Annotated in this window: 27 protein-coding genes; 15 read left to right on the top strand and 12 right to left on the bottom strand. The window is 60.1% G+C overall.

Annotated features, from left to right (window positions below):
• The first annotated feature begins 96 nt into the window (after nucleotides 1-96).
• Genes ACRC4F_RS23135 through phnE form a run of 4 tightly spaced genes read left to right on the top strand, consistent with a single transcriptional unit; the run spans nucleotide 97 to nucleotide 3327 of the window.
• Nucleotides 97-948, top strand: coding sequence for a putative selenate ABC transporter substrate-binding protein (locus ACRC4F_RS23135; RefSeq protein ID WP_438661440.1), 852 nt, complete (start codon nucleotides 97-99; stop codon nucleotides 946-948).
• Nucleotides 945-1742 (top strand): phosphonate ABC transporter ATP-binding protein, encoded by a 798-nt coding sequence (locus ACRC4F_RS23130; RefSeq protein ID WP_438661439.1) that lies wholly within the window; start codon nucleotides 945-947, stop codon nucleotides 1740-1742. The genes ACRC4F_RS23135 and ACRC4F_RS23130 overlap by 4 nt, the downstream gene beginning before the upstream one ends.
• Nucleotides 1736-2563 carry a PhnE/PtxC family ABC transporter permease gene (locus ACRC4F_RS23125; RefSeq protein WP_438661438.1) on the top strand — a complete coding sequence of 276 codons (828 nt, stop codon included), beginning with the start codon at nucleotides 1736-1738 and terminating at the stop codon, nucleotides 2561-2563. The genes ACRC4F_RS23130 and ACRC4F_RS23125 overlap by 7 nt, the downstream gene beginning before the upstream one ends.
• Nucleotides 2560-3327 carry a phosphonate ABC transporter, permease protein PhnE gene (gene phnE / locus ACRC4F_RS23120; RefSeq protein WP_438661437.1) on the top strand — a complete coding sequence of 256 codons (768 nt, stop codon included), beginning with the start codon at nucleotides 2560-2562 and terminating at the stop codon, nucleotides 3325-3327. Before ACRC4F_RS23125 ends, phnE begins: the two co-directional genes overlap by 4 nt.
• A gap of 15 nt (nucleotides 3328-3342) precedes the next feature.
• Here the strand turns inward: phnE and ACRC4F_RS23115 are convergent, their stop codons facing one another.
• Complete coding sequence (locus tag ACRC4F_RS23115) at nucleotides 3343-3735, bottom strand: GFA family protein (RefSeq protein WP_438661436.1); 393 nt, start codon at nucleotides 3733-3735, stop codon at nucleotides 3343-3345.
• A gap of 46 nt (nucleotides 3736-3781) precedes the next feature.
• Nucleotides 3782-4114, bottom strand: a complete 333-nt coding sequence (locus ACRC4F_RS23110) for a hypothetical protein (protein WP_438661435.1) — start codon at nucleotides 4112-4114, stop codon at nucleotides 3782-3784.
• Nucleotides 4115-4340: 226 nt separating this feature from the next.
• Here ACRC4F_RS23110 and ACRC4F_RS23105 point away from each other — a divergent pair, with 226 nt between their 5' ends.
• The 4 genes from ACRC4F_RS23105 to ACRC4F_RS23090 all read left to right on the top strand — a co-directional run bounded on the left by ACRC4F_RS23105 (nucleotide 4341) and on the right by ACRC4F_RS23090 (nucleotide 8063).
• The gene (locus tag ACRC4F_RS23105; protein ID WP_438661434.1) at nucleotides 4341-4577 is read left to right on the top strand and encodes a hypothetical protein; all 237 of its coding nucleotides are present in this window, start codon (nucleotides 4341-4343) and stop codon (nucleotides 4575-4577) included.
• Between the two features lie 224 nt (nucleotides 4578-4801).
• Entirely contained in the window at nucleotides 4802-6334 is a 1533-nt protein-coding gene (locus tag ACRC4F_RS23100) for a multicopper oxidase family protein (RefSeq protein WP_438661433.1), read from the top strand.
• Between the two features lie 13 nt (nucleotides 6335-6347).
• Nucleotides 6348-7484, top strand: coding sequence for a hypothetical protein (locus ACRC4F_RS23095; protein ID WP_438661432.1), 1137 nt, complete (start codon nucleotides 6348-6350; stop codon nucleotides 7482-7484).
• A 3-nt stretch (nucleotides 7485-7487) separates the two neighbouring features.
• Entirely contained in the window at nucleotides 7488-8063 is a 576-nt protein-coding gene (locus ACRC4F_RS23090; protein WP_438661431.1) for an SCO family protein, read from the top strand.
• A gap of 22 nt (nucleotides 8064-8085) precedes the next feature.
• Here the strand turns inward: ACRC4F_RS23090 and ACRC4F_RS23085 are convergent, their stop codons facing one another.
• From ACRC4F_RS23085 to ACRC4F_RS23070, 4 genes are all read right to left on the bottom strand, one after another.
• Nucleotides 8086-8883: a transporter substrate-binding domain-containing protein gene (locus ACRC4F_RS23085; RefSeq protein ID WP_438661430.1), complete on the bottom strand. Its 798-nt coding sequence runs from the start codon at nucleotides 8881-8883 to the stop codon at nucleotides 8086-8088.
• A gap of 69 nt (nucleotides 8884-8952) precedes the next feature.
• Entirely contained in the window at nucleotides 8953-10122 is a 1170-nt protein-coding gene (locus ACRC4F_RS23080; RefSeq protein ID WP_438661429.1) for an NAD(P)/FAD-dependent oxidoreductase, read from the bottom strand.
• 4 nt (nucleotides 10123-10126) lie between these two features.
• Nucleotides 10127-11782: an FAD-dependent oxidoreductase gene (locus ACRC4F_RS23075; RefSeq protein ID WP_438661428.1), complete on the bottom strand. Its 1656-nt coding sequence runs from the start codon at nucleotides 11780-11782 to the stop codon at nucleotides 10127-10129.
• 50 nt (nucleotides 11783-11832) lie between these two features.
• The gene (locus tag ACRC4F_RS23070; RefSeq protein WP_438661427.1) at nucleotides 11833-13179 is read right to left on the bottom strand and encodes an NAD(P)/FAD-dependent oxidoreductase; all 1347 of its coding nucleotides are present in this window, start codon (nucleotides 13177-13179) and stop codon (nucleotides 11833-11835) included.
• A 127-nt stretch (nucleotides 13180-13306) separates the two neighbouring features.
• Between ACRC4F_RS23070 and ACRC4F_RS23065 the strand changes: the two genes are divergently transcribed.
• Both ACRC4F_RS23065 and ACRC4F_RS23060 read left to right on the top strand, forming a co-directional pair.
• Nucleotides 13307-14200: a LysR substrate-binding domain-containing protein gene (locus ACRC4F_RS23065; RefSeq protein ID WP_438661426.1), complete on the top strand. Its 894-nt coding sequence runs from the start codon at nucleotides 13307-13309 to the stop codon at nucleotides 14198-14200.
• Between the two features lie 128 nt (nucleotides 14201-14328).
• Complete coding sequence (locus ACRC4F_RS23060; RefSeq protein ID WP_438661425.1) at nucleotides 14329-16035, top strand: amidase; 1707 nt, start codon at nucleotides 14329-14331, stop codon at nucleotides 16033-16035.
• Between the two features lie 251 nt (nucleotides 16036-16286).
• Here the strand turns inward: ACRC4F_RS23060 and ACRC4F_RS23055 are convergent, their stop codons facing one another.
• The 6 genes from ACRC4F_RS23055 to ACRC4F_RS23030 all read right to left on the bottom strand — a co-directional run bounded on the left by ACRC4F_RS23055 (nucleotide 16287) and on the right by ACRC4F_RS23030 (nucleotide 21742).
• Nucleotides 16287-17438, bottom strand: a complete 1152-nt coding sequence (locus ACRC4F_RS23055; RefSeq protein ID WP_438661424.1) for a carboxylate-amine ligase — start codon at nucleotides 17436-17438, stop codon at nucleotides 16287-16289.
• Nucleotides 17439-17473: 35 nt separating this feature from the next.
• Complete coding sequence (locus ACRC4F_RS23050) at nucleotides 17474-18403, bottom strand: ZIP family metal transporter (protein WP_438661423.1); 930 nt, start codon at nucleotides 18401-18403, stop codon at nucleotides 17474-17476.
• A 236-nt stretch (nucleotides 18404-18639) separates the two neighbouring features.
• Nucleotides 18640-19524 (bottom strand): manganese catalase family protein, encoded by an 885-nt coding sequence (locus ACRC4F_RS23045; protein WP_438661422.1) that lies wholly within the window; start codon nucleotides 19522-19524, stop codon nucleotides 18640-18642.
• A 327-nt stretch (nucleotides 19525-19851) separates the two neighbouring features.
• A complete protein-coding gene (locus ACRC4F_RS23040) occupies nucleotides 19852-20676 on the bottom strand; it encodes a DUF3618 domain-containing protein (RefSeq protein ID WP_438661421.1) in 825 nt (274 codons plus the stop codon).
• The gene (locus ACRC4F_RS23035) at nucleotides 20673-21104 is read right to left on the bottom strand and encodes a phage holin family protein (protein WP_438661420.1); all 432 of its coding nucleotides are present in this window, start codon (nucleotides 21102-21104) and stop codon (nucleotides 20673-20675) included. Before ACRC4F_RS23035 ends, ACRC4F_RS23040 begins: the two co-directional genes overlap by 4 nt.
• Nucleotides 21104-21742, bottom strand: a complete 639-nt coding sequence (locus tag ACRC4F_RS23030) for a hypothetical protein (protein WP_438661419.1) — start codon at nucleotides 21740-21742, stop codon at nucleotides 21104-21106. The genes ACRC4F_RS23035 and ACRC4F_RS23030 overlap by 1 nt, the downstream gene beginning before the upstream one ends.
• Nucleotides 21743-22144: 402 nt before the next feature.
• Between ACRC4F_RS23030 and ACRC4F_RS23025 the strand changes: the two genes are divergently transcribed.
• From ACRC4F_RS23025 to ACRC4F_RS23005, 5 genes are all read left to right on the top strand, one after another.
• Complete coding sequence (locus ACRC4F_RS23025; RefSeq protein ID WP_438661418.1) at nucleotides 22145-22522, top strand: hypothetical protein; 378 nt, start codon at nucleotides 22145-22147, stop codon at nucleotides 22520-22522.
• On the top strand, nucleotides 22519-23481 hold the full coding sequence (locus tag ACRC4F_RS23020; protein WP_438661417.1) for a hypothetical protein: 963 nt from the start codon (nucleotides 22519-22521) through the stop codon (nucleotides 23479-23481). The genes ACRC4F_RS23025 and ACRC4F_RS23020 overlap by 4 nt, the downstream gene beginning before the upstream one ends.
• Entirely contained in the window at nucleotides 23481-23858 is a 378-nt protein-coding gene (locus ACRC4F_RS23015) for a hypothetical protein (RefSeq protein WP_438661416.1), read from the top strand. Before ACRC4F_RS23020 ends, ACRC4F_RS23015 begins: the two co-directional genes overlap by 1 nt.
• Before the next feature lie 305 nt (nucleotides 23859-24163).
• On the top strand, nucleotides 24164-24508 hold the full coding sequence (locus tag ACRC4F_RS23010; RefSeq protein ID WP_438661415.1) for a hypothetical protein: 345 nt from the start codon (nucleotides 24164-24166) through the stop codon (nucleotides 24506-24508).
• Entirely contained in the window at nucleotides 24501-24890 is a 390-nt protein-coding gene (locus tag ACRC4F_RS23005; RefSeq protein ID WP_438661414.1) for a hypothetical protein, read from the top strand. Before ACRC4F_RS23010 ends, ACRC4F_RS23005 begins: the two co-directional genes overlap by 8 nt.
• The last annotated feature ends 1522 nt before the right edge of the window (nucleotides 24891-26412 follow it).

Here is a 26412-nt window from a genome sequence, read left to right as displayed (position 1 = left end):
TCGCTGCGCTTCGTCTACCCTCACAAAGCGCCAGGCAGCAATCAGCTGTGCGCGGCGCATCGATATTCTTTTTGTTCATTTCACCGGAGAGCTTCCATGCTCAAGCGTACCCTGGCATTGGCCGTCGGCTTTACCCTGTCCTTTGGCAGCCTGTTGGTGCAAGCCGCCGACACCCTGAAAGTCAGCGCGATTCCCGATGAAGCCCCTACCGAACTGCTGCGCAAGTTCAAGCCGCTTGGCGCCTATCTGGAGCAAAAACTGGGCATGAAGGTCGAGTTCGTACCGGTGAGTGACTACCCGGCCGTGGTCGAGGCGCTCGCCACTGACCGCATCGACATGGCCTGGCTGGGCGGCTTCACGTTCGTGCAGGCGCGGCTGAAAACCGGCAATGCGATCCCGCTGGTACAGCGCGAACAGGACGCCCAGTTCACCAGCAAATTCATCACCGCTGACCCTAACGTCAAGTCCCTCGCCGACCTCAAGGGCAAGACCTTTGCCTTCGGCTCGGTGTCCTCGACGTCGGGCAGTCTGATGCCGCGTTATTTCATGTTGAAGGACGGCATCAAGCCGGAAACCTACTTCAGCCGCGTGGGCTACTCCGGCGCTCATGACGCCACCGTTGCCTGGGTCCAGGCTGGCAAGGTTGACGCCGGGGTGCTGAACGCCAGCGTGTGGGAAAAACTGGTCGCGGCCGGCAAGGTCGACACCAACAAGGTCAAAGTGTTTGCGACCACCCCGGCCTACTTCGATTACAACTGGACGGTGCGCGGGACCCTCGACCCGGCGCTCGCAGCGAAAATAAAAGCAGCCTTCCTCGCACTCGATCCGGCGAACCCGAAGGACAAGGAAATTCTCGATTTGCAGGCTGCCAGCCGGTTCATCGAAACCAGTCCTGACAATTACAAAGGCATCGAGGAAGCCGCCCGCGCCGCCGAACTGCTGAAATGACATTGCGTCTGACCCAGGCCAGCCTGACCCACGTCAACGGCGTCCAGGCGTTGCGCGGCGTGGACCTGCACATCGGCGCAGGCGAACAGGTTGCCATCATCGGCCCGTCCGGCGCCGGCAAGTCGAGCCTGCTCAACCTGCTGGCCACCGCCCTGCGACCTGACAACGGCGAACTGCAGGTGCTTGGCGAGCACGCGTGGCAACTGTCTGCCCGGCAGCGTCAGCGGCTGCGCGCACGCATCGGCCTGATCCACCAATCGCCGCCCCTGCCTCCGCGTCAGCGCGTGGTCACGGCGGTGCTGGCCGGGAAGCTGGGGCAATGGGGTTTGGGCAAGAGCTTATTGAACCTGCTGCATCCGCTGGATATTCCGGGCGCTCGCGCGGCATTGGCCAGGCTGGACCTTGGCGACAAATTGTTCGCGCAATGCCAGCAACTGTCCGGCGGACAGCTTCAACGCGTGGGCATTGCCCGCGTGTTGTATCAAGCGCCCGAAGTGTTGCTGGCGGATGAGCCGGTTTCGGCGATGGACCCGGTGTTGGCCGAGCACACGCTTTCGGTACTTTGCCGCCATGCCCGGGAGCACAGCGTCACTCTGGTCGCCAGCCTGCATGCGGTGGAGCTGGCGCTGGCGCACTTTTCGCGGATCATCGGCTTGCGTGACGGGCAGATCCTGTTCGACCTTGCGGCTAACGAGGTCGACCGCGAGCTGCTCGACAAGCTCTACGCCAACGAACAACTGCAATCCTCGCCGGTACCTCCCGTTTTCTTGAGTGTGCAGATTCCCCGATGCTGACGTCTGCCACCCGCGATCCTGCCACCCTGCCCCGTCTGCTGCTCAGCCTGCTGGCGATCGCCCTGCTGTGGCCGGGCATCCACTACAGCGAACTGGACCTCAGCGTTCTGGTGGCGAGTGACAGTCAGAGCGAGATGGGCCGGTTTGTATCGGCCTTCTGGCCACCGGCCCATGACGGGGAGTTCATTGAACTGCTGTTGCAAGCCACCTTGCAGACCCTGGCCATCGCCACGGCCGGCATGGCCCTGGCGTTGTTGTTGGCTGTTCCCGCCAGCCTGCTGGCCAGTCGCGCCCTGTCGCTGTCGGCGGCCTCCCGCGCCGGTCGCCCAAGCTTCGGCGGCCAACTGCTGCGCTGGCCGGTACGCGGGTTGCTGATCTTCCTGCGCAGCGTGCCGGAAATCGTCTGGGCGCTGCTGTTCGTGCGCGCCGTCGGCCTCGGCCCGACGGCCGGGGTGCTGGCGATTGCGATTACCTACAGTGGCATGTTGGGCAAGGTCTATGCGGAAATTTTCGAGTCGGTGGACCAGCGTCCAGCCCACGCGTTGCTGCGTTCAGGCAGCGGGCGGCTTGCCGCGTTTTGCTACGGCATCCTGCCCAATGTCGCGGCGGAGTTGATGTCGTACACGGTGTACCGCTGGGAGTGCGCGATCCGCGCCTCGGTGGTGATGGGCTTTGTCGGTGCTGGCGGTCTGGGTCAGCAAATGGACCTGTCGTTGCGCATGTTCGCTGGCGGTGAAGTGGCCAGTCTGTTGCTGACGTTTCTCTTGCTGGTGCTGCTCGCCGATCAACTCAGCCGCCTGCTGCGCTGGAGGCTGGCATGAATCGCCTGATCAACCTGGGCCTGATCCTGGGCATCGGTGCAGCCGTGCTCGCCTCGTTCATCTACCTTGGCATCGACCTCGGCGAACTGGGCGGCGCCGGCAACCTGAAACAGATGGGTGCCTATGCGCAGCGTTTTCTCAGTCCGGACCTGAGCGCGGGTCATCTGCAAGCCATTGGCCACGGCGCGCTGGAAACCATTGCCATGTCCGCCCTCGGCACTCTGCTCGCGGCGGTGTTCGGTCTGCTATTGGCATTGCCTGCGGCCGGGCGTTTCGGCTGGCCTTTTCAGAGTGCGTCGCGTCTGGTCCTCAATGCCTTGCGCGCAGTTCCGGAGCTGGTATGGGCCGCGCTGATGGTGCTTGCCGCCGGACTCGGCCCCAATGCCGGCACCCTGGCATTGGCCCTGCACACCACTGGCGTGCTCGGCCGGCTGTTTGCCGAAGCACTGGAAAACACCCCGCCCGAACCGGCCGAAGCCATCCGCTTGCAGGGCGGTAATGCCGTCTGGGCGTTCTGTTACGGCACGCTGCCCAACCTGTTGCCGCAACTACTGGCCTACATCCTGTACCGCTGGGAAAACAACATCCGCATGGCCAGTGTGCTTGGCTTCGTCGGCGCTGGTGGCTTGGGGCAAATGCTTTATGTCAGCCTCAGCCTGTTCCAGGAAGCTCAAGCCAGCACGGTGATACTGGCCATGCTGCTGCTGGTGTTCGCCGTCGATTCATTGAGCAGCTGGAGCCGTCAACGCTGGGTCAAGGCTTGATGGATGCCTGGGGGTCTACTCCTCAGAACGCCCCGTCCCCTCCCGATCGTGCTCGTAATGTCTGGCAAGCGGAAACGCTGGTAGCCAGCTTTCGCGACGCACGATCCAGCTTTCGTAAGTTGGCATCAGTTGGTCAGGTGCATCCAGAGATCCCAGGTTCACTTCGACTTCGTCGGCAGTGCGAGCGAAAACGGACGAGCCGCAGCGAGGACAAAAATGCCGTCCGGCGTAGTCGCGTGTTTCACCCACGATCTTCACCGCCTCTTGAGGAAATATCGCGCTGGCGTTGAAAAGGGCCCCGTGATGCTTGCGACAGTCGAGACAGTGGCAAAGACCAACCCGGTAGGGTCGCCCTGACGCCTCGATTCGTACATTGCCGCACACGCAGCCGCCGGTGAATCGGTCCATGTTGCGTCTCCTTTGAGTCCATCTTCGAAGGCTCGTGCAGTCCGCATCAAGCCGTTGACATGGCAAACGTGATGAACCCCGTCGTAATGGTGGTCAAGGTCAGTCCGAGCAAAAAAAGGCCGTCGGCAATTCGCTCCAATTGATAATTGCGCTTGGCCTTGCGCGTCCGTAGCGCCCAATAGGCAATCAGGCACGTCGTCAAATAAACGATCGCGTTGATCGCCAGCAGGTTCTGCCCGATAAGGTCCTCCTGGCGGACGTTGATCACCACCCGAAGAATCCCGACGACGGTGAGGCAGACACCCACCATCGCGCCGGATGAAGCGAATATGTGGACACAAATGTCGTCATCCAGCGTGGTGTTTCGTTCGGAAATCATCGAGTCACCTCGTCATTGCAGGTGCTGATTACTGCTGCACGCAGTGGGTCAGGTTCAGCGTAACCCAGATGTCAAAATCGGCATTCTGCGACCCGGGAAATCAGATAGTCGGCGCAATGACTCACGCCTGTTGAACAAGCGACCGGCGGGTTGGCAATAGCTGGCGATAACACCTATTTTTTCAGCTCCGATTTACACGACAGAGTTGACGAAAAGGAGCCATCAAATGCGATCCCTCAAAGCAATTCTCGTTACATCACTGCTAGGGGCTGGCCTGATTGTTCATATGGGCATCGCGAATGCCGAGGGTGACATTGCGAAAGACGTCAGAGAAGACGTTCGTGATGTGGATAAAGATGTCGACCGCGACGGAAAAGACATCGATAAAGAAGCAAAGGAGTTGGATAAAGAGCGACATAAAGAAGATCGTCATTTGGATAAAGAAGAAAAGAAACACCTCTGATGCTTGTCCAGACGTGCTGCTCATCACCTGGATGCTGTGCCTTGGATCCCAAAACTTGCGCGTAACGAGAATTGTTCTAAACTGCGAAAAGTTGCGCGCAAAACCCCTCAAAGCCACGCAGGACATGGCCTTGCGCATTTGCGCGGTGTCTTCTGATCACCCTTCGGCAACGCACAGGCGGACTGCGCACGCAGTTCCTCGCCAAGCCACCGAAGGTCGCGATCATGCCCAGAGCTTTCAGCGTCCGCCCCTTTGCACTCTGCGCGAGTGTATTTGCGCTTGCACTGACCGGTTGTGCGACACAGCAATCCACTGAACCTGCGTCCCGACCGCTGCGCCAGAACCCCGAATTCTCCTACGATGCCAGCGGTGTGACCCACGCCACGCTGACGGCCGCCGAACAGCAGGTCAACGTCGGTAATGAGCGTTACGTGTCCCTGGTGTTCAACGGCGACTACGATTCGCCACTGATTCGAACGCGACCAGGCGGGACTATGGCGATCCGTCTGGATAACCGCATGGACGAAATCACCAACCTGCATTTTCACGGCATGCAGGTCTCGCCTCTGGACCAGGGCGACAATATTTTTCGCGTGACCCAGCCCCATCAGGTCGGCGAGTACAACGTCAAACTGCCGCTCAACCACAGCCCTGGCGCCTACTGGTATCACAGCCATTTCCACGGTGGCTCCCAGCGTCAGGTTTCCGCCGGGATCGCCGGACCGATCCTCGTCGACGGCATGCTCGACCCGTTTCCCGAACTCAAGGGCATCAAGGAACAGGTCCTGGTGCTGCGCAACTTTCAGAAAACCCTGACCGGCAAAGTCGCCAGCGAAATCATCACCAGCGCGCCGTCGATTCGTACGGTCAACGGCCAGGAAGTGCCAATCATCGACATCAAGCCTGGCGAAACCCAGCTCTGGCATTTCATCAATATTGCGGCGAACCAGTATTTCCGGATTCGCATCAACGGTCAGTCGGTGCAGGTGCTGTCCCGCGATGGCAATACCGTTACACGCAGAGTTGACGCCGATCAGGTACTGATCGGGCCGTCGGCGCGGTTCAGCGTGTTGGTGGTCGGGCCTGCGGCAGGCTCCTACGAAGTCGAAACAGGCTCCGGCAATACCGGTCCGGCCGGCGATGATTACCCGGCGGCCAAACTGGCGATCTTGCGCTCCAGTGGTGAGCGCGTTGCGACCCGGCAGATCACCAGCGCGTATCCGCCGGCAGAGGACTTCAGCAAGATCGCGGTGAACAAGACGCGTCAGTTCGCCTTTCAGGATTCGGACACCGACCCCAACGCGTTCTTGATCAACGGCACCCGCTTCGAACTGGACCGGGTCAACACCACGGTCAAGCTCGGCGACGTGGAAGAGTGGCGGCTGTTCAACCCGTCCCAGGAATTGCACCAGTTTCACATTCACCAGGTGGATTTCCAGGTCACCGAAATCAATGGCAAACCGGTGCAGTTCAGCGGCTATCGGGACAATGTGTTCATCCCCGCCACGGGTTCGATCACCGTGCGAATTCCGTTTCGCGATCCGGTGATCCTCGGCAAATTCGTCTACCACTGCCACATCCTCGAACACGAGGACGGCGGCATGATGCAGGCGATACAGGTGGTCAAGCCCGAGGACTACGAGCAGGCCGTCAAGCTCGAACCCCTGGGCGGGCTGTACGGTGAAAACAACCAGTTGTGCTCCTACCTGCGCAACACCGGACAGGACCCGAAAGCGTCCAGCCCTCTGATCAAGTAAAAGGGGCAATGCCATGTGCAACTATCGCTTGGCTGTTTTGCTTGTGGGATCGGTGTGTGCCGTTGAATCGACGCTGGCCGACGACGGGCAATACCCCAACGTCGGTATGGATTACGACGCGACCTTTCAGTTTGACCATGTGCATGCCGATTCGCCTCAGGGCGGCAATCGCAACAGTTCGGATGCTTACCCGGACATCAACAGCACGTTTTACTTCCGCTTCAGCCACGATCAGCAGATTCAGTTTTCCACCGAGATCAATCCCGTGGAAGGTCCGGAACCTGGACAGAAGCGTTTTTTCGAAGACGTGGGCCTGGTGATCAACGACCTCAACTATTACCAGAACAACGCCAACTCGGCCTTCATGGTCGGCAAATACCACGTGCCGTTCGGTCGCGCCCAGGACCAGGCGCCCGGTCTGTACACCGAAGACTTCGTCGCCACTTACGATCTGGACGGCATGCTCGGCGGCACGGTGGCGTACCGGTTTTTCGATCAGCGCCTGGGCATGATCGAACCCAATGTCAGTCTCTACACCGCCGACAATTCGTTCCTCGGCCGGCCTTACCTGCGCCATGGCGAGAAGCTCCAGCGCAGCGATGGCGGCCCGTCGAACACCGGCAAACTCGACTCCTATGCGCTGACGGTGAACTGGTTGGCCATTCCGGCAGTGCCCTATCTGGAAATGCAGGCCGGCTACATGTTCAACAAAAAGGCCGAGGACGAGACGCAAGCCAATCCGCCTGGCGAAGACGATGAAACCATCAAGATCGCCTCCGCCCGCTATATCTGGGCCTACTCGCCGAGCACCGACCTGGAGCCGACGCTGGCGGGGCGTTACTTTGATGTCGTGCCCTTCATCGAATTCGCCGATGTCGACAATGAAGATGGCATCAAAGGCAATGACACCCGCTACCTGACCACCTCGCTGACCTTCGATTTCGGTGACTGGGCGTTGGGCGCGACACGCACCGACAAGCATCGCGAATCCACGGGGGGCGCGGATCGACAGGATTACCTCAACGAGCTGAGCCTGACCTACAACATCACCGGCCAGCTCAAGATCGGCGTGTCCGCCGGCACGCAGAAACAGGATGGCCAGATGTCAGAACTGGTCGGGCTGGCGTTGACCTATTCGGGAGGGTATTGATCGATGAACAGGCTGCGCACGGCAGGCCTTCTGTTGCTGATGGGGTTGGCGGCCAATGTTACCGCGGCGACCCGTACCGACATCGGCGGGCCGTTTCAACTGACCAATCAGAATGGCCAGCGCGTCACTGAACGCAGTTTTGGCCAACCGGCGTTGCTGTATTTCGGGTTCATGACATGCCCGGCCATTTGCCCGACCGACCTGGCAAAAATGGCCCGTATCAGTCGGCAGCTACAGCAACAGCAAGGCATCACGGTGCGACCGATCTTCGTCACCATCGACCCCGAGCGCGACACGCCGAAAAAACTCAAGGAGTACGTGAGCTACTTTGCCAACGACTTCGTCGGTTTGACCGGCTCGGCGCAAGACATCGTGCGCATCACCGACGCTTATCACGTGTATTACAAGAAAGTGCCGTCCGGCGACACACCGGACCAATACATGATGGACCACTCGACGATCCTGTTTCTGCTCGACAGCCAGGGCCGCTACCTCAAGCATTTCGGTCGCGGCATGGATGAGAAGGACATCGAGAAACAGGTGGTCGCTGCACTGGCCGATGCAGCGGCCGCACGCTAGATAAACCTCCCGCTGCCGGATGTCAGTGTGGCCAGAGGTCGATCGGAAAGTACTTCTGGGAAATCTGCGTGTACTTGCCCGAGGCATGCAATTGCGTGAGCGCCACATCGATTCGCTCTTTGAGAGCGGTGTCACTCTTGCGCAGGCCCGCCCCGACACCCAGGCCATAGAGCAACGGGTCCATCTTGACGCTGCCGGTGCCCTTCTCCTCGTACGCCAAACCGTCCCTGGACTTCAGGAAATCGATGTCGCCCAGCTTGTCGAGGAACATGACGTCGATACGCCCCGCCAGCAAATCGGCGTTGCAATCGTCTTGCGTGGTGTAGATACGGATGTCCGAGGCCTTGCCGTAAGCGCTGCGGATGAACTCGGCGTTGGTGGTCGAGCCCTGCACACCGATGGATTTACCGGCCAGGCCTTCCGGTGTCAGCGTCAGGTTGACGTCCTTGGCGGCGACAAAGATCCCGGTCGTCTCGTAGTAGGGACGCGAGAAAGCGATGACTTTCTGCCGTTCCGGGCTGATGCCCATTGAGTTGAACAGTACGTCGAACTTGTTGGCGAGCAACGCCGGAATAATACCGTCCCAGGCCACTTCCTTGATTTCGCACTCGGCCTTCATCTGCTCGCAGAGCGCACGGATCAGGTCGGGCTCGAACCCGGTGTATTGCCCGGTGGGTGTCTTGACCAGAAACGGTGGATACGGCTCGGCGGCCACACCGAAACGCAGCTTGTCGTCTGCTGCGCTGGCCGGAGCCGTAAAGGAACTCAACGTCAAACCGATTGAGGCCAGTAAAACCAGATTGCGGAATATTCGTTTCATGGTCGATCCCTTTTTTTCAGGAGGATGGTTGCGAATAAAACGATTCAACAGCAGCACAAAAAAGCCTTTCTAAGCCCCGGGCACAGGCAACGGCAGCCATCCCTGGATCGCTTGCCAATCTGGTTCGAGCGCCGCAAAACGTGAGAGCGAGAACGTCGACAGGTCGGCGAAACTGCACTCACCGTCGACCACCAGATCGCGGATGGCATGACCGCTCGCCGGCGAGAGGCCGAAACCGACACCGGACATCGTCGCAACGGTGACGTTATCCAGCGCCGCAGGACGGTCGATGACGGGGCGACCGTCCGGGGTGTTTTCGATAAACCCGGCCCAACTGCGAATCACCCGCTTGTGCGCAATCTTGGGAAACAGTTCGGCCAGTCGCTTGGCGATATTGCATTGCAGGGGTGTCGACTGCGGACGTGTGCCGCGCAGATCGGCGAGATCGACCCATTCGTGCGGGCCGCCACCGTACGCAAGGTTGCCACGCAGGGTTTGCCGGCCATACAAACCATTGCCATCCACACCTCCGACCTCCAGTAACGGCAGCGGCTCGGTCACGATCATTTCGGCGCGCGCGGTGACCAGCGGAATGTCTACGCCCAGTTGCGCCGCCAATTCACCGGTATGCGGGCCGGCGGCAATCACCAGATGGTCGCAGGCGATCACACCTTGTGCCGTGCGCACACCCGTCACGCGGTCGCCCTGGCGTTCGATGCTGACGACCGGCGTGTGCTCGAGAATGCGGCCGCCCAGATTTTGCAGCGCCCATGCGTAGGCCTGCAGCGTGCGGTGCGGATTGGCGTGGCCGCCGAAATGGTAGTAGTAGCCCGCCAACACGTTATCGCCCGCGAAGGGCACGAGTTCCCGAACCTCCTGAGGGTCCAGGAGGTCAGCGCGCAACCCATAATACTTGGCTTCGTCGACGACTTTTTTGTCGAGTGACAACTGGTGTTCGGTGAGATCGATGCTGATGCGATCCGGGCGATATTCGGTCGGGTAACCGAGCAGTTCGTCCATCATCGGCCACAGCCGCTGTTCTTCCAGAAACAGCGGACTGTGGTGATGCGAACACCCGCCGCCGTTACGGCCCGAGGCGCCCCAGCCAATCAGATTGGCATCGAGGACCAGCACGTCGACGCCATCGCGGGCCAGCCACCAGGCGGCGCTCAGGCCGGTCACGCCGCCACCGACGATGACGACGGACGCACGGTTGGATGATCTTTTGACTGCGTGCATGGTGTCAGCCCTCGGTCTGCGACGGATTCAGGTGATCGGTGACATCCTGCGGGCGCCTGGCGACTGTGGGCTGCCCGGTACATAGCCAGAACGGCGTCCACTGTGACGGCATGTCAAACCAGGCATCCCAGCGACGATGCATCGACGAGGTTTCCTCGACCTGTCCGATCTGGTGCAGTGACAGCGGGCGGACTGGCGGACGAAACGAGGCCAGCGCAATCTCGCCGACGCTCAGTCCGGCGCCGATGCCGAGCAACGCCGCCACCTGTTCGCGGCAACGTCGTCCCTGGCAGGGCCCCATGCAGGCCCGAGTGAGACGCTTGGTCACATCCGGGTGGGGCGAGTCGTTGCTCATGGTGTTTTGCAAGGCTGGATCAGCGGGTGTCCAGTCGAGATAACGCGGCGGTTGCTGTCCGAGGATCTCGCTGGCCGTGACCTCTTCGCACAGGCAGACGAAGGGTTCGTTCTGCGCATGGACGGTGGACGCGCGCACCCAGGCCTCGCGATGGGCGGCAACGTCACAGACAGACGCGTCAGGCAACGAGACCCTGTCGTTCTGCGCAATGTCGACACCCAACGCAGCCAACGCGGTGTGCGCGGCGATCCGCCCTTCGCGTCGGGAGATCGTCTCTTCGAGGCTTTTCGAGGCCCAGACCCCGGCACAATCACCCGCCACCAGAATGAACGGCAACGACGTGCGCTGTGCAGAGTCCGCGTCGGGGACGTGGCCGCCTCGGTCGGCCTGAAATGCCGTGCGGCACCCGGCGGCCTCGACCAGTTCGATGGCGGGAATGGCCGCTATCCCCAACAACACCGTATCGCATTCGATCTCGGTCAGAGATCCGCCAACAGGGCTGCCCGCCGCATCGACCGTCACCGCCGTAATCCGCTTGACGCCCAAGGCATCTCCGGCGGCTTCGCGAACGACATGCCCGGTCAGCACCTGAGCGCCCTGCTCGACCAGTAGCCCGAGCAGCGCGGGATCGCCACTCACCTGCCCGGCCTGTTCAATGATTGCCGCAATCTGCACACCCTTGCTGATCAACGCATGGGCCGACACCAGCGCCTGCGTATCGCTGCCGATCAGCACGGCGCGCTTGCAGTCCAGCGCCTCGTAAACCGTCGCCAACCGATGCGCCGCGTTGACGCCCATGACGCCGGGGCGATGCCAGCCGTCGAAGGCGAGGCCCATGTCCCGTCTTCCGGCAGCCACGATCACCTGCTTGAAGCGCAGCAACCAAGCGTTTTCGTCATCCGCGAGGCCGGCGACGGCGCCCTCGATCCACGCCGTGGTGCGTTGCTGGGGAAACAGGCCCCAGACCGCCGTGCCGAGCCGCACGTCGACCCCGGCTTCGAGCGCCTCGGCGATCTCCGGACGGGCGTCGAGCAGCGTCTGTAGCACGCTGTTGCGGTTGGACACCGCTGCGCCCATTCGTCCGCCGAAATGCAGCGGCACCTCCTCGCCCATGGTTTCGAGGGGCACCGGATTTTCGTCCACCAGGGTCACGCGCAGCCCCTGTCCAGCGGCGGTCAATGCGGCCGCGAGCCCTGCCGGGCCGGCGCCGACAATGAGAATATCGGTCTCGTCGCTGATCGGCGGTGCTTTGCCGGCCACCGACGCGGGGTCGTAGTAGATGTTGGGTGAGATAGGTCGTTTCACGGTGTTTCCCCCGAAAGTCAGGCGCGTGAGCTCTGATGCATAGGTGCGGACTAAAACAACGAAGACGGCGGCTTGACGTCGCCCTCGGCAAAGCGCGACAGACGCAGCTGGCGCATGTCCAGTCCCGGGTTGCCAGAATGAATCCAGTCAGCCAGGGTCTTGCCGACGATGGGGCCCATGGCAAAGCCGTGGCCGCAGAATCCGGTAGCCACCGCCAGGCCGCGGGGCGAGGTGTGTGCGTCGATCACCGGAATGCCATCCGGCAACACGTCGATTGCGCCAGCCCATCGATCAGCGATCTGCGTATTCACTTGCCCGGGAAACGCGGCCTTGAGCGCCTGCATCGCGTTGCCCAGCCCCTTGTCATTGGGATGGACAAGCGGATTGCGCTGGTGAATACCCGCGCCGAGCCGCGACGCTTGCGACCACGGCATGCGCTGGTGCAGATCGGTCAGGCACGCACCGTTCAGATTGAAGCGAAACGATTTGCGCTGTGCCCACAGCGAAGGCAAATACCAGTGGAGTGCGCGCAGATGACCGAGTGTCATGTCGACGTCGACATGGGCGTCGTCGGCGATGTTGAAGCTGCCATCGAGCCGTTGCCGGAAGCCCACGCCGTTGGCGATGGTCGAGATGCCGCTCAGCGTCGGGCCGGACGTGGTCCGCGCCACCGTTCCCCTGACCAGTTGCTGCGGCAGGGAGATGCCGAGCATCTTCAGCAGGCGGAACGTCGTGACGCCGGCGGCGCACACCACTGTTTTCGCCTTCACGTAGCCGCGCTCGGTTTCAACGCCGACGACCTGGCCGGCGGCGACATCAATGCCTTTGGCGCCGCACTGTTCGACAATGTGGGCGCCCAGTTCACGCGCGCGCATCGCGAATGCGCGAGCCACCAGCGTGGGCTCCGCCTGACCGTCGCTGGCGGTAAACAAGCCACCCAGTTGCGGGACCGCGTAACCCGGCAGTTTCTTGGCCACCTCACGCGGCGACAGCATCACGGTATCGAGCGAAAAGCTGCGCGCGACCGACAGCCACGATTCGTATCCTTCACGCTCGACCTCATTGCCCGCAACGAACAGACAGCCGTCGTTGCGCCATCCCAGGTCGGTCTGGAGTTCCTGTTCCAGCGAACGCCAGATCTCGATGCTGGCTTGCATCAGCGGCACCTCGGCCTCATCCCGCGATTGCTGGCGAACAAAGCCCCAGGCGCGAGACGATTGCTGTCCCGCCAGCAGGCTTTTTTCGAGGACCAGAACCTTGGCGCCCGCTTTGCTAAGGTAGTACGCGCACGCACACCCCATCAGCCCGCCGCCGATGATCGCCACGTCGACTTCGCGAGGCAGGAGGTCGTCCCTGGAGGCCGGGACTTTGGTGAATGCGGCTGCTGGAGTGTTCATATGGGTAACCGTCAGGTTGAGAATGACGCGTAGCGCGGCATCGGTGTTTCGGCTAAGAATGTGCCTCGATCATCTGAAGTTACAGTGATGTATCTGCATTAATCCCATGCGAGGAGCGCATAGAAACATGAGCCGCCAACTGCCATCCATCGAGCTTTTGCAGGCCTTCCTGACGGTTGCGAAGACCGGCAACTTTGGCAAGGCCGGTGAGCAGCTCAACCTGAGCCAGAGCGCGGTGAGCCGGCAGATTGCGCAATTGGAGGCGCGGCTGGATAACCGGCTGTTCGAGCGGCACACGCGCAAGATCGTGCTCACCGCCGAAGGCCGATCGCTGGTGCCGGTGGCGGAGCAGGTCATCGGTTTGCTGTCGGATGCCTCGCACATGCTCGCCACGGTGGGACGAAGTGTCAGCCTGCGGGCACACCCGACCATGGCCGCGCGCTGGCTGATTCCTCGGTTGACGGCGTTTTATGCCTTGCACCCACAAGTGACTGTCAGTGTCGACACGGTGTACCACCGCTTTCCCGACTTTGCGTTCGAATCGATCGACGCCATGATCGCCTACGGCACTGCCACCTGGCCTGACTTCGAAGCGCTGGAGTTATGGGAAGAGGAACTGATTCCGGTGTGCTCGCCGGCACTGCTTGCCGGGACAACTGCGCAAGAAGTCCTCAGGACCGGGCGGCTGGTGGACTCGAGCATGGATCGCCTGGACTGGCGTCGCTGGGAAGAGTATTACCCGGGCTCGACCGGGGTCGATAACGCGCATCTGACATTCGATACGCTGGAGTCCGCCATCGTCGCCGTGAAATGTGGCCAGGGCATCGCGCTCGTCGACGCCGTGCTCACCCGCGATGAATTGCTCAGCGGGCAACTGATGCGCGTGCATGCGGGCCGCATCGTCACGGGCGGGCGTTACACGCTGGTCTATCCAAAGCGGGTGAAGCGCTCCAGCGGCTTTTCCGAGTTCCTCGACTGGCTGGAACAGGAAGCGACCGGCCACACCCACAACAGCGCCTAAACCGTTTCACCGTTTCCTTCTGCGCCCGCCTTGGTGCTAAATAGGACGCCCAGGTGACAAGCCCAGACCCTGTCGCGTATTGCCGTGCAACGAGAAACCGATATGAACACCCATTTTGAGACAACAGCATGATCGAAGTCACCGAAGTTTCCATTGCCCGACTGCGGGCTGCGCTGGAGTCTGGCCAGACCACTGCGGTTGAACTGGTCCAGGCCTACCTTGCCAGGATCGACGCCTACGACGGCCCCGACACGCCGACTGCGCTCAACGCGGTGGTGGTTCGCAATCCCGAGGCGCTCAAGGAAGCGCAGGCCTCCGATGCCCGTCGGGCCAAGGGCGAAACGCTCGGTCCGCTGGACGGCATTCCCTACACCGCCAAGGACAGTTATCTGGTGAAGGGCCTCACTGCGGCCTCTGGAAGCCCGGCCTTCAAGAACCTGGTGGCCTATCGCGATGCGTTCACCATCGAACGGCTTCGCGGCGCCGGGGCGATTTGCCTGGGCAAGACCAATATGCCGCCGATGGCCAATGGCGGCATGCAGCGCGGGGTCTATGGCCGTGCCGAGAGCCCGTACAACGCTGACTACCTGACAGCGCCTTTTGCCTCGGGCTCCTCGAACGGCGCCGGGACTGCCACCGCCGCCAGTTTCGCGGCGTTCGGCCTTGCTGAAGAAACCTGGTCGAGCGGACGCGGTCCGGCCTCGAACAACGGGCTGTGCGCCTATACGCCTTCGCGCGGGGTGATCTCCGTGCGCGGCAACTGGCCGCTGACGCCGACGATGGACGTGGTCGTGCCGTACGCCCGAACCATGGCCGACCTGCTCGAAGTGCTCGACGTGGTAGTGGCGGATGATCCCGACACCCGCGGCGATCTGTGGCGCATGCAACCGTGGGTGCCGATTCCGAGCGTCGCTTCGGTGCGCCCCGCGTCCTATGCCGAGCTGGCCGCGAAGGCCGATTCGCTCGCGGGGAAACGCTTCGGCGTGCCGCGCATGTACATCAACGCAGACCCCGAAGCCGGCACCAGCGACGCGCCAGGCATCGGTGGCCCGACGGGGCAGAAAATCAACACCCGCCCTAGCGTGATCAATCTCTGGGAAGATGCGCGCAAGGCACTCGAAGCCGCGGGCGCCGAGGTGATCGAAGTCGATTTCCCGCTGGTCTCCAATTGCGAGGGTGATCGTCCGGGCGCGCCGACCGTGTTCACCCGAGGCCTGGTGTCCAAGGAGTTCCTGCACCATGAGTTGTGGGACCTGTCGGCCTGGGCGTTCGATGATTTCCTGCGGGCCAACGGTGATCCGAAACTGAACCGTCTGGCCGATGTCGACGGGCCGCTGATTTTTCCGCACGACCCGGGCACCTTGCCCAATCGCGAAGACGATCTCGCTGCGGGCATGGACGAATACGTGAAGATGGCCGAACGCGGCATCACGCCATGGGACCAGATCGTCACGGTGCCTGACGGCCTGCGCGGGCTGGAAGAGACCCGTCGAATCGACCTTGAAGACTGGATGGATCAGCTGAATCTTGATGCGGTGCTGTTCCCTACAGTGGCCGACGTCGGCCCGGCGAATGCCGATGTCGATCTGCAGTCGGCGGACATCGCGTGGAGTAACGGCATCTGGGTCGCCAACGGCAACCTCGCCATCCGCCACCTCGGGGTTCCGACGGTGACGGTGCCAATGGGTATCATGCCGGACATCGGCATGCCGGCCGGGCTGACCTTTGCCGGGCGTGCCTATGACGATTCAGCGCTGCTGCGCTTTGCTTCGGCGTTTGAGTCGGTTGGCTCCAAACGATTGGTCCCGCCTCGGACCCCGCCGTTGTCGAGCTGAAAAACTACGAGCGGAACGTCAACCGAGCAAGCCCCCCTGTGGTGAGGGGGGGGTATCCCCATTGGGTCGCGAAACAGCCCCTGTGGCGAGGGGATTTATCCCCGTTCGGCTGCGAAGCAGTCGTAAATCCGGACAACTCGATTTGTCTAGGCGGACGCTGGGGCTGCTCCGCAACCCAACGGGGCGGTGCGATGTTTCGCTAAATCCCCTCACCACAAAAGCTCCCTCGCCACAAAAACTGGTGCCCGCGCTTACGTGAGCGCCATTTCGCTGGTGCACGGCACTTGCGACGTTTCCATCAGCAAATGATCCACGACTTGCGACAGCGCGGCGTCAACATCCTCTCCCCCGCGCAAGGCTCGCGCATAGACCTCCCGCTGCCGATCTGCACTGGTCCCGCCCCGGAGAATCCGCCGGGCCTGGGCAAACACGTTCTCCACATCCATCTTCTTCGCGGTATCACCCAGAATCTGTTGTGCCCTGAACAGCCATTGCCCGGCAGAGAACGGCCGGTCGTAGCCTTCCATGATGAATGCTGCATGGATGCCGGAGCGTTTCGCCCGCCACCGGTTTTCCTTGAGGATCCATTGCGACGCTTGCGAATAGCTCGACCCCGGACGGGGTTGTTCAATGGCATGGGCCACCAGTAAGCGAAACAGAGAGGCAATGCACAAGGCGTCATCCAGGCGTGGACAGGCGTCTGTCATCCGCATCTCCAGCGTTGGGTACTTCGCGGCAGGTCGCAGGCCCCACCAGCAATCGCCCGCCTGCTTGATCGTACCGGTGCGGATCAGCAAGGCGACGTAGGCGTCATAGGCGCTTTGATCCTCGAAAAACTCCGGAATACCCATCCGTGGCCACTCGTCACAGGCGGTCTGGCGATAGCTCATGAAGCCGCTGTCGGCGCCGCCCCAAAACGGTGAGGACGTACTCAGTGAAAGCAACAACGGCATCCACGGCAGGACTTCGTTCATCACCTGAATACGATCCAGTTGTGCTGGTACTTCAACATGCACGTGCAGGCCGGATAGCACGCTGCGGCTTGCCACGCGCTGGTAGTTTTCAAACAACTGAAGAAAATGAGACTGGTCCGTGGCCTGCTGCTGACGCCAATCAGCCAACGGGTGGCTCGCGGCACTGAGCAGTCCCAGGCCATACCCTTCGAGCGATTGCCGCAACCTTGTGCGAGCTGAAAACAGGTACTCCGTTGCTTGCGCGACACTGGTGAAGATGGGAGAAGCGACTTCGATTTGCCCACGGAACATCTCATGCGCGAAACATTCGCCCAGCACTTCCTGGCACGCCTCAATGGCAGAAGTGGGAGGTTTCTCGGCCATCCGCCGGGTGCCCAGGTCCGTGATGAAGTATTCCTCTTCAATGCCAAACTTCAGGTGTCTGTCCATCGCTTCACCCCTCGCCTTGCGCCTTGACTACAAGCCTAGCCTAAGGCGGTATCGAGAAACATCATGAGCCCGAATCCCAGCATCAGGCCCAGGGTCGCCGGGGTTTCGTGGCCATTACGGTGCGTCTCGGGAATCACTTCATGCGAGACCACGAAGATCATCGCGCCAGCCGCCAGGCCCAATGCCACCGGGTAACCCAGCGCGAAGCTCGCGGAAACGCCAAGGCCCACGACAGCGCCCAAGGGCTCCATCAGCCCTGAGCCGACCGCGATCAGCGCCGCCCGCAACGTCGAGATACCTGTCACTCGCAGCGCCAGTGCAACGGCCAGTCCTTCGGGAATGTCCTGGATGGCAATTGCCGTGGTCAGCGGCAAACCGACCTTCATGTCGCCATTGGCGAAACTGACGCCGATGGCCATGCCTTCCGGCAAGTTATGCAGCGTGATGGCCAACACGAAAAGCCAGACCCGATTGATGCGCTGTGCATGCGGCCCTTTGCGCCCAATCTTCTGGTGCTCATGGGGAACAAAGCGATCCAGGCCGATCATCAACGCCACGCCCAAACCCAACCCCAGCACCACCACACACGCCGCCAGCAATTTGTTATCGCAAATGGCCTGCGCCGCCGCGATGCCAGGGAGGATGAGAGAGAAAGAACTGGCCGCGAGCATCATGCCAGCGGCGAAACCCAGCATGATGTCCTGAGTCCGTGCGGCGATGTCGCGCAAGACCACGGCGAGCACCGCGCCGAGCGCGGTCGCGGCGAATCCCGAGACACCGCCCAGGAACGCATACTGCAAGTTGACCCTGTCCGCCCCCGCCAAGGCGCTGTACCCGCTGACCAGCAGCAGAACAGTCACGCCCACCAGGGTCGACCAGAACAGAATGCTCTGCCAACTGCCGTTTTTTCCCCGGTCAAACCAGGCACGCCATGGGGCTCTTACGGGGGAAGAATGTTCCGACATAAGGCCACCTATTTCCCGTTGGAGCGCTTACGGTTCGCTCTCGGTGCGGCCACCTTGATCTGTCTGGATATGCGCAAAGCGTCTTGTTCGAACGCCATTGCAGTGGCATTGAACAGACGGGAAAAGTCCCGTGTGGTCTCTGCGAAAAAAGCGTCTGGATTGGAATTCATGTGACTCACCTCAACTCTCCATCAACACAAAAAAACCGCACGCCGGGTGGCGTGCGGTGCCCCTCATCACGCATCGGGTTTTCCTTGCACGCCAGCCCCCAGATCGGCGCCCGTAATCGGATCGCTTTGCGGGTCAGACATCGTGCGAGCTTTCATGGCCTGCAATAGCGCCTCGTCTTCAGCGCTAAGCTGGACACTCGCCGTGCCATCCCCGCCATCGACTGCCGGCTGTGGATCGTCCACGTAACTCCAGTCGTCACCCTGGTTCCACGGCCCGCGCGTGCTGCCTTCGCCCTGGGACAGATTGAAATAGACGTTAGTGAAGTCGGGCATGCCGGGAAGCTTGCCCTGTGGAAAGTTCGGCTGAATCGCGTGCAGCGCTTTTTCGAAGGAGAGTTGATGGGCGATCTCGCGAGTCATCAAAAACCCCAGCGCCTCTTTCACGCCGGGATCATCCGTGATGTTCATCAGGCGCTCGTAGACGATCTTGGCGCGAGCCTCGGCGGCGATGTTGGAGCGAAAATCGGCGGTAGGCTCGCCAATGGTATCGACGTATGCAGCCGACCACGGCACCCCGGCCGAGTTGGTCAGCGGTGCACCGGCGCCGTACAACAGGCTGGTGATGTGCGAGTCGTTGCCCGCTCCGTTAATGGCGCGGTACAGCTCGCCTTCTTCTTCCACGCCTTCTGCCAGTCGGCCCTTGGCGCCTTTGTTGAGCATCACGATGATCGACCCGACGATCTCGAGGTGACTGAGCTCTTCGGTGGCAATGTCCATCAGCAGATCCTTTCTTCCCGGATCATCCTCGGCCAGTGCCTGGGTGAAATACCTGGACGCCGCCGCCAACTCCCCTTGGGCACCGCCGAATTGTTCGAGTAAAAGGTTTGCCAACCCCGGGTTGGGTTGAGCCACACGAACCGTGTATTGAAGTCGCTTGTTATGTAGAAACATGACGAATCTCCTCAGGCCTTAAAGGCGGCGATACTCATTCGGTGAATGACCCAATGCGCCGCCCACAGTTATCTGAAGGTGCTAAGCCTGAGAAAATTTTAAAAAAATTGGCCGCTCGCGACAGGCGGCATTGGAGAGTGAATTTTGCGCGGTTTTATCACCAGTCGTCGGCGATCGATCAATCGATTCAAACTTTTATCCGCCTGCCGATCTCCACCGCATTCACCAAAGTTTGCATAGTGCGAGGGTCCGCGAAAATCGTTTAAAAAAACGGGAGGCCTGTGTCAGACCTCCCGCTCTTTTTGCAGCCCTTTATGAAAAGCCTGATTACGAAGTACCCAAACCCCGGGACAGATCGGCTGGCGTATCGGATGCTGCGCGGTACTCCCCTTGCGGCTTCTCTTCTACGTCCGAGTGATCGGTGGTTTTGGTCACGGTGTCGCGCACGGCTTCGTATCCCTCCTTCGCCTGCTGCTTTACTTTGTCGGCGAGGCCTGCGCTGGTTTTACCCATGAAGCGTTGCTCGGTCGCTGTCGAAGGCAGTGCCGCGCCCAGCATGGCGCCCAAGGCGATGCCCGCAGCGGCGACCATCAGCGGTTGATCCTTCAATAACTGACTGAACTGATTGCCCAGCACCTGTGTATTACGCACCAATCGGTCACTGGCGTCATGCACGGCATGGCTGATGTTGTCGGTAGCAGCACCCAGGTTGTCGCCCAGGTGTGCGGCCTTGCCCTTGACGCTCTGATAACCCTCCTTGAGCGTGTCAGCCGTCTGGTGCAAATGGTCACGGGCACTGTCGATGCCGTCAGCCAGGCCGTCCGCCCACTCGCCGACTTTGTCCTGATCCGGGCCCACGCGATAGCCTGGACGGGGTGACGGTGGGCGATTCTGGCTCATCATCAACCACAGCAATCCGACGGATGTCAGGACGGCGGGAACGGGGTTATTGCGAACGCTGGTGCCAAGGTTGCTCAGGAATGTCGTGCCGTTGCTTTGCATCAGCGTCAGCGCCTGATCGAACATCTGGCCAGGGGTGAACTTGCTTTCCAGCGCATCGACGATGTTGCCGATACTCGCCCGTTGAGCGTCAATTTCACGCTCGATGGTTTCGGGACTTTTTGCCGCTTCGGTGTCGAATTCACTGTTCATGAGACTTTCCTCCGCAGCGCTTCCTGGTCTTTGTTCAAGGCATCCAGCGTGCGATCAGGCTTGAAGTGGGACGGCTCGAATTGTTTTTTTCCGGACTGCAGCATGGCGAACCCGACGATCATCACCACAACGCCGACAATCAGTGCTGCCAGCCACGGCGCCATTACGGTGCTGAGGCCATAGACCGCGGACATCAACAAAATGATGAACCCCGCCAGCAGGACGATTGCACCTCCCGCAACCCCGGCAATGCCGGCTTTGAGCGTCGTGAGACTGGCTTGCAACTCGGCCTTGGCCAGCGCCAGTTCCTTGGTGAACAACGCGGGCACTTCACGGGATAACTGGCGTAACAGGCCGACGACCGAGGCATCATCTGGCGCGGGTGCCACCGGTCTTGTCCCCGGAAAATCTGGATCTTCTCTGTTCATCACAGTGCTCCATTGAAGTTGGCCGAACCCGGTGTCGAGGTCGTCGCGAAGTTCGAAGGATGGTCTTGATCGTTCGGCGAGGCCGGTGTGACACCGGGGCTTTGCTCGGTACGGGACGCCACGGAGGTTTCATAGGGACGTTGCGCACCAAAGCCGCCTGACGGTGGCATCGAGTTGCTTGCTGCGGGGTTGTTGGCATCAGTGAATGTTGCCGCCGGAGCACTGCCCGCCTTGAGAAACCGCGACAGACCAAAGCCCAGCGCAATGCTCCCGGCAATGAACAGCCCAGGATTGCTGCGGGCCAGGTCGGCACCGTCGTGGAGCAACTGCTCGGCGCTTTTCCCGCGCAGATTGCCGGCCAGGCCACTCATCGATTCCGCCATGTCAGCGAGGTAGTCGGACATGCCGAGCGTGTCCTTGCTTTCCAGCTCGGAAACAACCGATTTCGCCCCTTGGGCCAACGCCTCGATCTGATCGGCCGCGGTGTCGCGGTATTGCCCGAATTGGGCGTCCGCCTGTTGTCGGGCGCCCTCAAGGGCCTCTGTCACGTCCTCCTTCAAGTGGTCAAAGCGCTGCTCCGCCCCTGCAGTATCGGGTTTATCTGGCTGACTCCCGGTCGTGTTGTCTGAAGTATTCATGTCTTCCCTCGCCTTCTGTCGGTAAACAAGCGTTCCGGGAGTTCGCAGTGAGTGCAGCCTCCCTCACTGCAGATGACGAAGGCGGGTGACGGGGAGTTCCAACAGAATGATGAGTGATGCGTTCAGCTCGTCGCTTAGGGGTGGTTACTGCGTTTCGGGGGGTATCGAAGTGGGGGGCATATCCGTTTCTGCGAGAAAGCCCTGTCAGTCCATTTCGATGTGGGATGTCAGGCCGCCTTGCGTGAAAGCCTGCGTTTGGCCTTTCAATCCAGCTGATTAAGTACCCTCCCCCAAACGTCCCCAAGATTTCGGACTTACCCTACAAGTTTTACTGAATCCCCCGACATCAACCCTTCAGCCCCATCGCCAAAGTGCCCCGTTTCCAAGGACCGGGCATAACGCGTGACCAAACTCATCCCCCAGCACCAACTCGCCAGCGAGCGCGGCCCGAAACTCGACAACCATCAAGCTGCCGACGCGCTTCGCCAAGCCCTCAACTACCCATACGACGTGCAAGGCTTCGACGACCTGCTCAATGCCGTGGGCGCCAACCGCTCCAACTACATGCAGGCCGCCCACCAGCAGAAACTGATCAACGCCGTGAGCAGCGGCGATTGGGCAGTAGTCACGCCTCGCGTCAATCCGGATAACGGGGGCGGCTCATGGAATGGATTCAAGACCCAAACCGAACCACCCCCGGCGCAACATCTGGTCGAAGATCACGCCTTCACCCAGCCCAAACCGGCCGAGTCGGGGTTTCACATTGTTGAAAGACCATGAGCCTCGAGTCCCTGGAACGCTCGCTGTATGAGAACTCGCCAAGCGATGCATTACGCCGCGAATTCCGTTCGCTCAACCGCCATCTGGGTGAACACGTTAAGCCGGGGCAAATGGTGATCTTCAGCGATTCACGGCATTACATGTGCCGGCGTGAAGAGGCGCAGATGATGATTGCTGCGCAGAAGGTTAACGAGGCGCTCAGGGATTTGAGTGATGAAGAGGCTTCGTTCATGGTTGAGCACCATGAGGTGATTGAGCCGTTTTTGGGAGTTGGCTCGGGTGGATTGGGCGTAGCGTCGTTCATGGTTGGCCAGCACCTGGAAACGCTGAAAGGGACCCTCAAAGAACTTGAGCGTTTACATTCGGAACAATATCGTGAATACGGCCACCTTAAATCTCCCGATTTTTTTGCAAAGCGTAAGCGACTCATGACGAAACTGGATGCCGGTTTGGGGCCTTTGGTTCGCAAAGGCACAGGGATCCCGGATCATCCCAAACTAAAACGTGCCTTGGGGCTTTCTACGCGTCGCGTAGTTCACCATTGGAACAAGGCTGGCGCGCCTAGTCAGTTGCCCGGCTATGCCACCCATATCGATGGCGTGGCGCGAGCCTCCAAATACATAAAAGCAGGTGGTTATGTAGCGATAGGTTTTGGCGCTGGTTCAGCAGCGATGAAAATTTACGAAACGTGCCGAGTCGGGCGAGAAGATGAATGCCAAAAGGTCAAGTTTGTACAGGGCGGGAAACTCTTGGGGAATGTCACTGGAGGCGTTCTTGCGGGGGCCATTGGAGCAACAGTCGCTGAGGGCACTTGTTTAGCCATTGGCGCAGAGACTTATGGATTGGGCGGGATGGTTTGCCTACTAGTGGTAAGCGGAATGCTAGCTGCGCAAATGGGAGACAGTGGAGGTCAAGCCGGCGAATACATCGGTGAGAAGTTACATGAGATTATTGAGTGATGAGTCTTGACCAGGTTATTGGCTTGTCCGGCATTCCACTCTTTACGCTATTTATTATGAATTGCGCATTTATGGCTTATGTAGTGACGTATAAATTCAAAGAGATACAAAATCACTTTGCAAACTCCCGCCTGGTTAACTCCCACCGAAGTGACACCAGTACCCCGATCATTTTCCGGGCCGGAAGCTTGGTGTTGATATGGTCGCTGTTGATGTTCAAGTTCTTCCGAGAAATGGATCCTGACGCAATCGAGGAAGTTAAGCTATTCCCTGGACATTTGAGGCCTTGGGTCATTGTTCCCGGCCATATCAATGCGTTTTGCCTCGTCTGGGGCGGCGGTATCTTGATATGGATTAATGTTAAGGATTACCTGTGATGACTCCCTCCCTGAATCCCATCCCCCTCGCTTTATGGAGGGTTGTTTTTCTACTAATTCATCAGTCAGGCAATCACTTTGCCGCCTTGAGCCCGGCGCTTAAATAGATTCTCGATAGGGATGTTCGAAAGTCGCTTGGGCCGCTCATACGCAAAGGCACTGGCATTGCGGATCACCCGAAACTCAAGCGAGCCTTGAGGTTGTCAACTCGCAGAGTGATTCATCGGTGGGACAAGGCTGGGGCGCCGACACAGGTGCCTGGGTATGCAACGAACATTGAGGGTGTCTCGCGAGCGGCAAAATATATGAAAGCCGCTGGTTACGTCGGAATTGGTTTGGCGACGGCAGCGGCCAGTATGCGGATCAATGAAGTCTGTCGGGCAGGAGCTGATGAGCCCTGCCGGAAGGTGAAATATATCGAAGGAGCAAAACTGACGGGCAACGTTGGTGGGGCGGCCATCGCGACGACCTACACGGCACCGATTACGATGGAGTACCGCGCAGGTGTGGCACTGAAAACGCGTGGTATCGGTGGAGTGATTTGCGTCTTGGTCATAAGCGGTGCGGCAGCGTCGCTTGGAGGTAACGCAGGTTCGAAAGGCGTCGAGTCAACCGCTGAAGTTTTATACGAATCGAGTACCCATGACTGAAACAAGACTGCTCTACGCTGCCGTCGTGATCTCTTTGTTCACTGTGGCGATCATCAACTTGGTGATGATGGTTTATGTAGGACTTTTCAAGCTCAAGGAAATGGAATCACTTCTTGAAAATTGTTATCTCATCCAGGCTAACCGTCGGGAAAACGGATACGGTTTCTTCAGCCGTAGATACAGCCTCAACTTAATTACGGCCATGCTAAGCAAACCACCTTCTTTACTCTTACTGGACGATCCTCGTGCACTTGATGATATTCGTTGCTTTCCTCTGCACTTGCGACGCTGGATCGAGATCCCCTATCGCATGAATGCGTGTTCGTTCGTTGGGTTGGTTGTTGTATTCGGGTGGGGCAAATATATCGGCCTTCTGGATTGAGTTCTATATCGGTACCAAGTTGGCTGCCAGGTCGCCATCGCTGGCAAGCCAGCTCCCACAGGGGTTTGGGGTGCATCAGCAAGAGAATGGTCGGCTGTCAGGTCGCCATCGCTGGCGGGTCAGCTTCCACAGGGGTTGGTGTACATCAGCAAGAAACTGGTCGGCCGTCAGGCCGCCATCGCTGGCAAGCCAGCTCCCACAGGTTTGGTGTACATCAGCAAGAAAATGGTCGGTTGTCAGGCCGCCATCGCTGGCAGGCCAGCTCCCACAGGTTTGGTGTACATCAGCAAGAGACTGGTCGGCTGTCAGGCCGCCTTCGCTGGCGGGCCAGCTCCCACAGGTTTGGTGTACATCAGCTAAAAAATGGTCGGTTGTCAGGCCGCCATCGCTGGCAGGCCAGCTCCCACAGGTTTGGTGTACATCAGCAAGAAATTGGACGGCTGTCAGGCCGCCATCGCTGGCGGGCCAGCTTCCACAGGTTTGGTGTACATCAGCAAGAGACTGGTCGGCTGTCAGGCCGCCATCGCTGGCAGGCCAGCTCCCACAGGTTTGGTGTACATCAGCTAGAAAATGGTCGGTTGTCAGGACGCCATCGCTGGCGGGCCAGCTCCCACAGGTTTGGTGTATATCAGCAAGAGACTGGTCGGCCGTCAGGCCGCCATCGCTGGCAGGCCAGCTCCCACAGGTTTGGTGTACATCAGCAAGAGACTGGTCGGCTGTCAGGCCGCCATCGCTGGCGGGCCAGCTCCCACAGGTTTGGTGTACATCAGCTAGAAAATGGTCGGTTGTCAGGCCGCCATCGCTGGCAAGCCAGCTCCCACAGGTTTGGTGTACATCAGCAAGAAATTGGTCGGTTGTCAGGACGCCATCGCTGGCAGGCCAGCGTCCACAGGTTTGGTGTACATCAGCAAGAGACTGGTCGGTTGTCAGGCCGCCATCGCTGGCAAGCCAGCTCCCACAGGTTTGGTGTACATCAGCTAGAAACTGGTCGGTTGTCAGGCCGCCATCGCTGGCAGGCCAGCTCCCACAAGGGTTCGGGGTACATCTGCAAGTTAGTGGTCGGCTGGCAGGCCGCCATCGCTGGCAGGCCAGCTCCTACAGGGGTTCGGTGAACATCTGCTAGAGATTGGTCGGCTGGCAGGCCGCCATCGCTGGCAGGCCAGCTCCCACAGGTTCGGTGAACATCTGCTAGAGATTGGTCGGCTGGCAGGCCGCCATCGCTGGCAGGCCAGCTCCTACAGGGGTTCGGTGAGCATCTGCTAGAGATTGGTCGGCTGTCAGGCCGCCATCGCTGGCAAGCCAGCTCCCACAGGGTTCGTGTACATCTGCAAGATGTTGGTCGGCTGTCAGGCCGCCATCGCTGGCAGGCCAGCTCCCACAATGGATCGGCGTACGGCTTTTGCTTCTCACCACTCATCAGGCCGAGCGTTAGCTCGCCTTCAGCTTTTGATCTTGCTTTTGATGTTGATCTGCCCGCCCCGTTCGGGAGGCTGAGTGGAGGTGTTCATCCGGGGATTGGCGC

The sequence above is a fragment of the Pseudomonas sp. genome (assembly GCF_051660785.1).
Taxonomy (GTDB): Bacteria; Pseudomonadota; Gammaproteobacteria; order Pseudomonadales; family Pseudomonadaceae; genus Aquipseudomonas.
The sequence above is the reverse complement of the archived record's forward strand: the minus strand, read 5'-3'. Positions and strand labels throughout refer to the sequence as shown.

Bases quoted from the DNA above. Each gene is read 5' to 3' on its own strand.
- ACRC4F_RS23035 (WP_438661420.1), bottom strand. From the start codon at position 21,104: ATGAACAGAGAAGATCCAGATTTTCCGGGGACAAGACCGGTGGCACCC.
- ACRC4F_RS23130 (WP_438661439.1), top strand. From the start codon at position 945: ATGACATTGCGTCTGACCCAGGCCAGCCTGACCCACGTCAACGGCGTC.
- ACRC4F_RS23080 (WP_438661429.1), bottom strand. From the start codon at position 10,122: ATGCACGCAGTCAAAAGATCATCCAACCGTGCGTCCGTCGTCATCGTC.
- ACRC4F_RS23005 (WP_438661414.1), top strand. From the start codon at position 24,501: ATGACTGAAACAAGACTGCTCTACGCTGCCGTCGTGATCTCTTTGTTC.
- ACRC4F_RS23065 (WP_438661426.1), top strand. From the start codon at position 13,307: ATGAGCCGCCAACTGCCATCCATCGAGCTTTTGCAGGCCTTCCTGACG.
- phnE (WP_438661437.1), top strand. From the start codon at position 2,560: ATGAATCGCCTGATCAACCTGGGCCTGATCCTGGGCATCGGTGCAGCC.
- ACRC4F_RS23040 (WP_438661421.1), bottom strand. From the start codon at position 20,676: ATGAACAGTGAATTCGACACCGAAGCGGCAAAAAGTCCCGAAACCATC.
- ACRC4F_RS23135 (WP_438661440.1), top strand. From the start codon at position 97: ATGCTCAAGCGTACCCTGGCATTGGCCGTCGGCTTTACCCTGTCCTTT.
- ACRC4F_RS23045 (WP_438661422.1), bottom strand. From the start codon at position 19,524: ATGTTTCTACATAACAAGCGACTTCAATACACGGTTCGTGTGGCTCAA.
- ACRC4F_RS23015 (WP_438661416.1), top strand. From the start codon at position 23,481: ATGAGTCTTGACCAGGTTATTGGCTTGTCCGGCATTCCACTCTTTACG.
- ACRC4F_RS23100 (WP_438661433.1), top strand. From the start codon at position 4,802: ATGCCCAGAGCTTTCAGCGTCCGCCCCTTTGCACTCTGCGCGAGTGTA.
- ACRC4F_RS23115 (WP_438661436.1), bottom strand. From the start codon at position 3,735: ATGGACCGATTCACCGGCGGCTGCGTGTGCGGCAATGTACGAATCGAG.
- ACRC4F_RS23085 (WP_438661430.1), bottom strand. From the start codon at position 8,883: ATGAAACGAATATTCCGCAATCTGGTTTTACTGGCCTCAATCGGTTTG.
- ACRC4F_RS23055 (WP_438661424.1), bottom strand. From the start codon at position 17,438: ATGGACAGACACCTGAAGTTTGGCATTGAAGAGGAATACTTCATCACG.
- ACRC4F_RS23050 (WP_438661423.1), bottom strand. From the start codon at position 18,403: ATGTCGGAACATTCTTCCCCCGTAAGAGCCCCATGGCGTGCCTGGTTT.
- ACRC4F_RS23105 (WP_438661434.1), top strand. From the start codon at position 4,341: ATGCGATCCCTCAAAGCAATTCTCGTTACATCACTGCTAGGGGCTGGC.
- ACRC4F_RS23020 (WP_438661417.1), top strand. From the start codon at position 22,519: ATGAGCCTCGAGTCCCTGGAACGCTCGCTGTATGAGAACTCGCCAAGC.
- ACRC4F_RS23125 (WP_438661438.1), top strand. From the start codon at position 1,736: ATGCTGACGTCTGCCACCCGCGATCCTGCCACCCTGCCCCGTCTGCTG.
- ACRC4F_RS23030 (WP_438661419.1), bottom strand. From the start codon at position 21,742: ATGAATACTTCAGACAACACGACCGGGAGTCAGCCAGATAAACCCGAT.
- ACRC4F_RS23090 (WP_438661431.1), top strand. From the start codon at position 7,488: ATGAACAGGCTGCGCACGGCAGGCCTTCTGTTGCTGATGGGGTTGGCG.
- ACRC4F_RS23010 (WP_438661415.1), top strand. From the start codon at position 24,164: ATGAAAGCCGCTGGTTACGTCGGAATTGGTTTGGCGACGGCAGCGGCC.
- ACRC4F_RS23110 (WP_438661435.1), bottom strand. From the start codon at position 4,114: ATGATTTCCGAACGAAACACCACGCTGGATGACGACATTTGTGTCCAC.
- ACRC4F_RS23070 (WP_438661427.1), bottom strand. From the start codon at position 13,179: ATGAACACTCCAGCAGCCGCATTCACCAAAGTCCCGGCCTCCAGGGAC.
- ACRC4F_RS23095 (WP_438661432.1), top strand. From the start codon at position 6,348: ATGTGCAACTATCGCTTGGCTGTTTTGCTTGTGGGATCGGTGTGTGCC.
- ACRC4F_RS23060 (WP_438661425.1), top strand. From the start codon at position 14,329: ATGATCGAAGTCACCGAAGTTTCCATTGCCCGACTGCGGGCTGCGCTG.